This is a genomic window from Stenotrophomonas sp. GD03930 (genome assembly GCF_029839665.1).
In the GTDB taxonomy this organism is placed as follows: Bacteria; Pseudomonadota; Gammaproteobacteria; order Xanthomonadales; family Xanthomonadaceae; genus Stenotrophomonas; species Stenotrophomonas forensis.
The window spans coordinates 1739126-1747500 of sequence record NZ_JAOCAV010000001.1 but is presented as its reverse complement, the minus strand read 5'-3'; the positions used below and the strand labels follow the sequence as shown (position 1 = coordinate 1747500).

The window sequence follows — 8375 nt, the reverse complement described above, 5'->3', positions numbered from 1 at the left end:
GCCCTTCGTGGGGGTTCCGCGAAGGGCAAGAGCAGTCGAGCAACGCTCGACTCTACATACAAAGCAGGAAGGGCCGGCTGGCGCCGGCCCTTCCTTCCTGTCAGGCAGTGACCAGGCGCACGCGGGCGAAGGTGCGCTTGCCGACCTGCAGCAGGCCTTCAAAGCCCGGCAGCAGCACCTGCTGGCCGTCTTCCACCACGTCACCATCCACCTTGACCGCGCGCTCCTTGAGCTTGCGGTTGGCTTCGGAGTTACTCGGGGTCAGCCCGGCCGCCGTCAGCAGCGCGGCGATACGCAGGCCCTCGGCCGGGATCACCACGTCCTGCAGCGGCAGCTGAGTGATGTCGCCCTGCCCGGTCACCGCCGCTTCCCAGCCGGCAATGGCCTGCTCGGCGGCCGCAGCGTCGTGGAAGCGGGTCGCCAGTTCACGCGCCAGGCGCAGCTTGACCACGCGCGGATTCAGCCCGCCGGAGGCCACCTGCTCGCGCAGCTGCACGGCTTCGGCCTGGCTGATATCAAACGACAGCAGCTCGATCCAGCGCCACATCAGGGTGTCGTCCACCTTCATGGTCTTGGTGACGATGTCGATGGCCGGTTCGCTGATACCGATGTAGTTGCCCAGCGACTTGGACATCTTGTTGACGCCGTCCAGGCCTTCCAGCAGCGGCATGGTCAGCACCACCTGCGGCTTCTGGCCATGGTGCTCCTGCAGGCCGCGGCCCATCAGCAGGTTGAACTTCTGGTCGGTACCGCCAAGCTCGACGTCGGCTTCCAGGGCCACCGAGTCGTAGCCCTGCACCAGCGGGTACAGGAACTCGTGGATGGCGATGGACTGCTGGGCGGCGTAGCGCTTGGCGAAGTCGTCGCGCTCGAGCATGCGCGCCACGGTGTGCTGGCCGGCCAGGCGGATCATGTCGGCCGCGCCCATCTTGCCGAACCACTCCGAATTGAAGCGGACTTCGGTACGGCTGCGGTCGAGCACCTTGAACACCTGCTCCTCATAGGTGCGGGCGTTGGCCAGCACATCCTCGCGGCTGAGCGGCTTGCGGGTCAGGCTCTTGCCCGACGGGTCGCCGATCATCCCGGTGAAGTCGCCGATCAGGAAGATGACCTGGTGGCCGAGGTCCTGGAACTGGCGCATCTTGTTCAGCAGCACCGTATGGCCCAGGTGCAGGTCGGGCGCGGTGGGGTCGAAGCCAGCCTTGATCCGCAGCGGACGGCCTTCCTGCAGGCGCGCACGCAGATCCTCGAGCTTGAGGATCTCGTCGGCACCACGGCCGATCAGGGCAAGGGCTTCTTCAATCGAGGACACGTGACTACTCCCGGCAACGCCGATTCTTGTGTGGGGTGTTAAAGCAAAGTTAACCCGATTGGCTTCACAAAAGCCAATGGGCACAAGGGTTTGACGCGGTTTTCTCAGGTGTCTATGGTAACCGGCGTTTAGGCCCGCGCTCCCGGGCCGTCAGGAAAAATCGCCGATGCACAACTCCGAACAAGGGCGCGCACGCAAGCAGCGCTTCCAGGAACGCCTCCACGTCCTGCACGACAACGCCCTGCATCGGAAGCTCAGGCAACACCTTCCCGCCGCATTCAATGAACGCTGGACCCGGCGCCATTGGATGCATGCCAGCCTGTTTGCGACCATCGGTGCGCTGGTGGCGACGATCGTCCCCGGCTTCTCGCACACCATCGACGCGCCGTTCGCCGACAGCCACACCAGCCTGGCACTGCCGTTGCCGCCGCTGAGCATGGCCCGCCAGCAGCAGGTGCCGGGCGACAGCTGGCAGGTGCTGCGGGTGCAGCGCGGCCAGACCCTGAGCGACCTGTTCGACCAGGCCGGCATTCCGGCCAGCACCCTGCACCGCGTGCTGGACCATCCCGGCGCCCGCGAATCGCTGACCAAGCTGCGCCCCGGTACCGAGATCGCCTTCGACATGCCGCTCTCGGGCGACCTGCGCAGCATCCGCTTCGACCGTGATGGCGACAACCGGGTCGAGTTGAGCCTGGCCGGCGATGACATCAAGGAGAAGGTGACCAAGCGCGAGACCTCCACGCGTACGGTGGTCACCAGCGGCGAGATCACCAGCTCGCTGTACGCCGCGGCCCGCCGGGCCGGGCTGTCGCCGTCGGCGATCGCGACGATGACCGACGACATCTTCAAGTACGACATCGACTTCTCGAAGGACCTGCAGCCGGGCGACCGCTTCAGCGTGGTGATGGATGAAACCTGGCGCGAAGGCGAGAAGGTGGACACCAGCAAGATCCTGGCGGCGACCTTCACCACCGGTGGCAAGACCTATTCCGGCTTCCGCTTCGACCGCAACGGCAAGTCCGAGTACTACGACATCAACGGGCGATCGCTGAAGAAGAGCTTCATCCGCATGCCGATCCCGTTCGCGCGGCTGAGCTCGACCTTCGGCGCGCGCAAGCACCCGGTGCTGGGCAAGATGCGCATGCACAAGGGCGTGGACTACGCCGCGCGCACCGGCACCCCGATCATGGCCGCCGGCGATGCCCGCGTGCAGTTCGCCGGCGTGCAGCGCGGCTACGGCAACGTGGTGATCCTCGACCACGGCCGCGGCCACACCACCCTGTACGGGCACATGTCGCGCTTTGCGAACATCAAGACCGGCCAGCGCGTGGCCCAGGGCACGGTGATCGGCTATGTCGGCTCGACTGGCCTGGCCACCGGCCCACACCTGCACTACGAATTCCGCGTCAACGGCGAGCACCGCAACCCGCTGACGGTGACCATGCCACCGCCGGAACCGCTGAAGGGCGCCGAGCTGGTGGCCTTCCGTGCGCAGACCGCGCCGGCGATGGCACGCATCCAGGGCATGGAGAAGCTGATCTACGCCGACGCCAGCCCGGCCCCGACCAGCCGCGACGAGGCCGCACCCGAGGTGGCCAGCGCCAAGGACAAGAGCAGCGCCGGCCGCAAGCGCGGCTGAGCCCCTGCGTTGACGAAGAAGGACGCGGCAGCCCAAGCTTGCCGCGTCCTTTTTTTATGCCTGCCATGAACACCACTGCCGACGCTGACGCCCCCCTGTACCTTGGCCTGATGTCGGGCACCAGCGCCGATGGCATCGACGCTGCCCTGGTGCAGTTCCCCACCACTGGCGGCTGCCGCTTCGTGCACGGGCTGACCACCCGCTGGGAGCCGGTGCTGCGCGCACGGCTGGTGGCACTGGGCGAAGGCGGTCCACTGGACTCGCTGGAGGAACTGGGCGAGCTGGATGCGCGGATCGCGATCAGCTTCGCCGACGCCGCCAACCAGCTGCTGGCCGAGGCGGGCGTGGACCCGGCGCAGGTACGGGCGATCGGCTCGCATGGGCAGACCGTGCGCCATCGGCCGCTGGCCGACCCTGCGTTCACCGTGCAGCTGGGCGACGGCAACCGCATCGCCGAACTGACCGGGATCACCACGGTGTGCGACTTCCGCCGCCGCGACGTAGCGGCCGGGGGCCATGGCGCACCGCTGATGCCGGCCTTCCACCTGGGCATGCTCGGCACCGCCGATGAAGACCGCGCGGTGCTGAACCTGGGCGGCATCGCCAACCTGACCCTGATCCCGCGCGAAGGCGCGGTGCGTGGCTTCGATACCGGCCCGGCCAACGCGCTGATGGACGCCTGGTGTCAGCGCCACACCGGCCGCACCTTCGATGCCGACGGCGCGTATGCCGCCAGTGGCGCGGTGGACGACAGCCTTCTGGCCGGGTGGCGTTCGGACCCGTGGTTCGCACTACCGCCACCGAAGAGCACCGGCCGCGAACAGTTCCACCTGGCCTGGGCCGAGGCGCACATGGGCGAAGGCGAATACGCCGCCGCCGACGTGCAGGCGACCCTGCTGGAGCTGACCGTGGCGACGGTGGCCGACGCACTGCTGGCGCAGCAGCCGCAGACCCGGCGCCTGCTGGTCTGTGGCGGTGGCGTGCGCAACCGGCAGCTGATGAAGCGGCTGGCGGCACGGCTGCCGGAGGTGCAGGTGGAGTCCAGTGCGATGCACGGGCTGGACCCGGAGTACGTGGAGGCGATGGGGTTTGCGTGGCTGGCGCAGCGGACGATGGACGGGCTGGCCGGCAACCTGCCGAGCGTGACCGGGGCGAAAGGCCCGCGGATCCTGGGCGCGATACATCCTGCGTGAGCAGAAGCAGTCGAGCATGGCTCGACGCTACAGAGGCGCTAATCGAAGCCCTGTCCTGCGGGCAGGGCCTGCAGGGCGGCGATGGCATCGGACAGGGCGTCCACTTCGGGATCGCCGAAGCCGGAGCGGACCTCCAGTTCACTGCTGAACAGGCCCTGCTCCAGCAAGGCCGCGCAGGTCTGTTCGTGGGTCCAGCCGCGGGCAACCGCGACTCGACGGATACGGTCCAGCAGCAGCGGGTCCAGGTCCCGCAGCACAACGTCGGCCATGCTCACTTCCCCGTTCGCAAGGCACCGCCCCCTCGGCGCGTCGGGGCGATGATCCCGCAGACCGGACGTACAGGCAATCAGGCGACCGGCGGGGGCCCGCGATCCACGATCCGCGGCCACAACCAGGCCAGCAGCAGCAGGGTCGGCACCACGGTGACCGAGCTGAGGATGAAGAACGTGCTGTAGGAGGTGGCTTCAACGATATAGCCGGAAACGCCACCGACGAACTTGCCGGGCAGGTTGGCCAGCGAGACCAGCAGCGCGTACTGGGTGGCAGTGAAGTTGCGGTCGGTCAGCGACGACATGAAGGCCACCAGCACGGTGCCGGCAAAGCCCTGGAACAGGTTGTCGGCGCTGAGCGCGGCATAGAACGCCCACAGCTTGCCCGGGTTGTGCGCCATCAGCAGGAACGCAAGGTTGGACAGCGCCACGCCCAGCGCGGCCACCAGCAGCATGCGGCGGAAACCGAACGCGGCCACCGCGATGCCGCCCAGGAAGGCGCCACCGATGCCCATCCACACACCGAACAGCTTGGAGACGGTCGCGATGTCGGCCTTGTCGAACCCGGAGTCGAGGTAGAACGGCCCGGCCATCACGCCGATGACCTGGTCCGGGAACTTGAACAGCCCGACGAAGGCCAGCAGCACCAGCGCCAGCGCAACGCCGTTGCGGCTGAAGAAGCTGGTGATGGGCTGGACGAACGCCTCGGCGACATCGATGCGGCGCTGCACGGTGGTGGCCGGACGCTCCGGTTCGGCGCACAGCAGCGTGGTGACGATCGGCAGCAGCATCAGTGCCGCCATGGCCAGATAGGCCACGATCCAGCCTTCGAACTGGGCCAGGTACAGCGCGCCGGCACCGGCCAGGATCAGGCCGATCCGGTAACCCAGCGTATAGGTGGCCGCCAGCGCGGCCTGCGCCGCCTGCGGCGCGATCTCGATGCGGTAGGCGTCGACGGCCGAGTCCTGGGTGGCACCGGCGAACGAGGCCACCAGCACCCAGGCCACCAGCGGCCAGACGCCCTGCTCGGGACGCACGAAGGCCAGTGCGACCAGGCCGACCAGCACCAGCGCCTGCGACACCAGCAGCCACGAGCGGCGGCGGCCGAGCCCACCGAGCAGCGGGAAGGCATAGCGATCCAGCAGGGGCGCCCACAGGAACTTGAGCAGGTAGAAGAAGCTGGCCAGGCTGATCAGGCCGATGCTGCCCAGGTCCAGGCCGACGTCGCGCAGGCGCGTGGACAGGGTCTGCGAGGCGATCAGCAGGAACGGCAGGCCGCTGCCGAAGCCGAGCATGGCCATGGTCAGCGCCGACGGAGTGCCGAAGGCGCGCTTGATGCCTGCCCAGCCCTTGTAGCTGACCGGCGTGGCGGCCTCGGTCACAGGTCGTAGTCCACGATGAACGGCGCGTGGTCGGAGAAGCGCTCGTCGCGATAGATCGAGCAGCTGCGCAGGCGGTCACGCAGGCCCGGGGTGATGAACTGGTAGTCGATGCGCCAACCGACATTGTTGGCGCGGGCGGCGCCGCGGTTGCTCCACCAGGTGTAGTCCTCGCCGGTGGGGTTGAGCAGGCGGTAGGCATCGGCCCAGCCGCGGCCGGCGGTGACATCGGTGGCCTGGCCGTGGTCGGCGCACAGCGCGTTGAGCCAGTCGCGCTCTTCCGGCAGGCAGCCGGAGTTCTTCTGGTTGGACTTCCAGTTCTTGATGTCCAGCGCCGAACGGACGATGTTCCAGTCGCCGCACAGCACGTAGTCGCGGCCGCTGCGCGCCCATTCCTCGAGGATCGGCCGCAGCCATTCCATCACTTCGAACTTGAAACCCTGGCGCAGGTCGCCCGAGCTGCCGGACGGGATATAGAAGGAGACCACGCTGAGGTTGCCGTAGCGCGCCTCGATGTAGCGGCCTTCGTCGTCGAACGGGGCCCAGCCCAGCGAGGTGATGACCTGGTCCGGCTCGCGCTTGCTGTAGATCGCCACGCCGCTGTAGCCCTTCTTGGTGATGGCGTCGCGGTAGAAGCAGTGGTGGCCGTCCGGGCGGAACATCGGGTCGGTCAGCTGGTCTTCCTGGGCCTTGGTCTCCTGGATGCACAGGACGTCGGCGTCCTGGGCCCGGAACCAATCGAGGAAGCCCTTGGTTGCGGCGGAACGGATGCCATTGGCGTTGAAACTGATGATGCGCATGCGGGGGACCTGCGGCGGGAAACCGGGCAAGCATACCGGTTGCCCGCAGGGCTGCGCAGTCCGCCAGAGGGGGGCGCAACGGCCCTCACCCAGGGCCGGACGAGCGCGAAACGCCCAGCTGGATTAGGATTTGTGCTCCAAATGAAGATGAATCGAGTTTTGATGAGCGACCACCGCCACCGTTTCCTGCAGCTGGCCCTGACCGCCGACGCCCTGCGCTTCGGCCAGTTCACCCTCAAGTCCGGCCGGCTGAGCCCCTATTTCTTCAACGCCGGTCGTTTCGACTCCGGTTCGCTGCTGTCGCAGCTCGGCGCCTGCTACGCCGATGCCATCGACGCCACCGGGATCAAGTACGACGTGGTGTTCGGCCCGGCCTACAAGGGCATTCCGCTGGCCACCGCGATGGCCTGCGAGCTGGCCCAGCGCGGCCGCGACCTGCCGCTGTCGTTCAACCGCAAGGAAGCCAAGGACCACGGTGAAGGCGGCCAGCTGATCGGCGCCGACATGAATGGCAAGCGCGTGCTGATCGTCGACGACGTGATCACCGCCGGTACCGCGATCCGCGAAGCGCTGGGCATCATCCGCGCCGCCGGTGGCACGCCGGCCGGCATCGTGGTGGCGCTGGACCGCCAGGAGATCGCCTCGGAATCCGACCGTCGCTCCGCCGCGCAGTCGGTGGCCGAAGAGGCCGGCATTCCGGTGATCGCCGTGGCGTCGCTGGCCGACCTGCTTGATTTCGCCTCCGGCAACCCGGAACTTGTGGGTTACCGGCAGCCGCTGGAAGCCTACCGGGCCCAGTACGGCGTCCGTTCGACCCGCTGACCGACCCAGGGGAAAGGTCATGTCCCGAGTTCCTGCTGTGCTCTTTGCCGGCCTGCTGCTGGCCGTGCCGTTCTCCGTTCCGGCACAACCGCGGGGCGGTGGCAAGGTGGAGAAGAAGCTGTACTGCTGGAACGAGGGCAAGGAGCGGATCTGCAGCGATTCGCTGCCGTCCGACGCGGTCAACCATGCCCGCGACGAGTTCAACGCAAAGAGTGGCCTGCGCAATGCGCAGGTCCAGCGCGCGTTGACCGACGAGGAGCGCGCCGCCGCCAGCACGGAAGCGGCGCAGCGGCAGCTGGACCTGATGGCCGCGCAGACCCGCCAGCGCACCGAGCAGGCGATGCTGACCACCTATGGCAGCGAGGACGACCTGCGCCGGGTGTTCGCCGAACGCCAGGAAGTGCTGGACAACAACCTCAAGACGGCCGAGTACAACGTCACCAGCCTGCGTGAATCGCTGGTGGCGCTGCTGGCGGCTGCCGGCGATCGCGAACTGGCCGGCGGCAAGGTGGCCGGCAAGCAGGCCGAAGCGATCCGCCAGCGGCACGTGCAGCTGCAGGCGCAGCAGCGGCTGCAGGCCGGGTTCGTGCAACAGCAGCAGGCCCTGAAGGCCGAGATCGACAGCAGCCTGCAGCGCTATCGCGAGCTGAAGGGGCTGGCGCCGGCGGCAGCACCGGCCGGCTGACGAGCCTCCCACTACCGGGCGTGGCCCGGCGCTACCCGGGGCCTGGTTACGGGTTGGCCCACCGAATTTATGCACTCTTTACGCGTCGGCCCGGTCCGGCGCGTAGTGCGTTTATGGGGGGCAGGACGACGATGGCGGCCTGAGGTGGAGGGGTTCCACCAGGACGCTATTGCAATGTCCCCCTGGCTGTCGTTGTTGTGTGGCGTGCTGGTGCTGGTCGCCGCCGCCTATCTTCTCTATGTCGTGCTTCGGCCCGAGTCGTTCTGACGGAGCCGG

At 67.9% G+C, this 8375-nt stretch carries 9 protein-coding genes; 5 read left to right on the top strand and 4 right to left on the bottom strand.

Annotated features, from left to right (window positions below; all coding sequences use genetic code 11):
• Window positions 1-100 precede the first annotated feature (100 nt).
• Window positions 101-1312 carry a tyrosine--tRNA ligase gene (gene tyrS / locus N5C18_RS07825; RefSeq protein ID WP_053448572.1) on the bottom strand — a complete coding sequence of 404 codons (1212 nt, stop codon included), beginning with the start codon at window positions 1310-1312 and terminating at the stop codon, window positions 101-103.
• Between the two features lie 166 nt (window positions 1313-1478).
• Here tyrS and N5C18_RS07820 point away from each other — a divergent pair, with 166 nt between their 5' ends.
• Both N5C18_RS07820 and N5C18_RS07815 read left to right on the top strand, forming a co-directional pair.
• Window positions 1479-2951 (top strand): peptidoglycan DD-metalloendopeptidase family protein, encoded by a 1473-nt coding sequence (locus N5C18_RS07820; protein ID WP_053448571.1) that lies wholly within the window; start codon window positions 1479-1481, stop codon window positions 2949-2951.
• Between the two features lie 65 nt (window positions 2952-3016).
• Window positions 3017-4144, top strand: coding sequence for an anhydro-N-acetylmuramic acid kinase (locus N5C18_RS07815; protein ID WP_080375963.1), 1128 nt, complete (start codon window positions 3017-3019; stop codon window positions 4142-4144).
• A 38-nt stretch (window positions 4145-4182) separates the two neighbouring features.
• On the opposite strand, the gene N5C18_RS07810 is transcribed toward N5C18_RS07815, so the two are convergent.
• From N5C18_RS07810 to N5C18_RS07800, 3 genes are all read right to left on the bottom strand, one after another.
• Window positions 4183-4413: a hypothetical protein gene (locus N5C18_RS07810; protein WP_049457368.1), complete on the bottom strand. Its 231-nt coding sequence runs from the start codon at window positions 4411-4413 to the stop codon at window positions 4183-4185.
• A 77-nt stretch (window positions 4414-4490) separates the two neighbouring features.
• Window positions 4491-5795: an MFS transporter gene (locus N5C18_RS07805; RefSeq protein ID WP_008268384.1), complete on the bottom strand. Its 1305-nt coding sequence runs from the start codon at window positions 5793-5795 to the stop codon at window positions 4491-4493.
• Window positions 5792-6592, bottom strand: coding sequence for an exodeoxyribonuclease III (locus N5C18_RS07800; RefSeq protein ID WP_164242766.1), 801 nt, complete (start codon window positions 6590-6592; stop codon window positions 5792-5794). Before N5C18_RS07800 ends, N5C18_RS07805 begins: the two co-directional genes overlap by 4 nt.
• A 162-nt stretch (window positions 6593-6754) precedes the next feature.
• Between N5C18_RS07800 and pyrE the strand changes: the two genes are divergently transcribed.
• The 3 genes from pyrE (at window position 6755) to N5C18_RS07785 (ending at window position 8366) form a co-directional block, all read left to right on the top strand.
• Entirely contained in the window at window positions 6755-7414 is a 660-nt protein-coding gene (pyrE, locus tag N5C18_RS07795) for an orotate phosphoribosyltransferase (protein WP_053448569.1), read from the top strand.
• Between the two features lie 19 nt (window positions 7415-7433).
• Window positions 7434-8099 (top strand): hypothetical protein, encoded by a 666-nt coding sequence (locus N5C18_RS07790; protein WP_279944188.1) that lies wholly within the window; start codon window positions 7434-7436, stop codon window positions 8097-8099.
• Between the two features lie 174 nt (window positions 8100-8273).
• Entirely contained in the window at window positions 8274-8366 is a 93-nt protein-coding gene (locus tag N5C18_RS07785; RefSeq protein ID WP_005407770.1) for a potassium-transporting ATPase subunit F, read from the top strand.
• The last annotated feature ends 9 nt before the right edge of the window (window positions 8367-8375 follow it).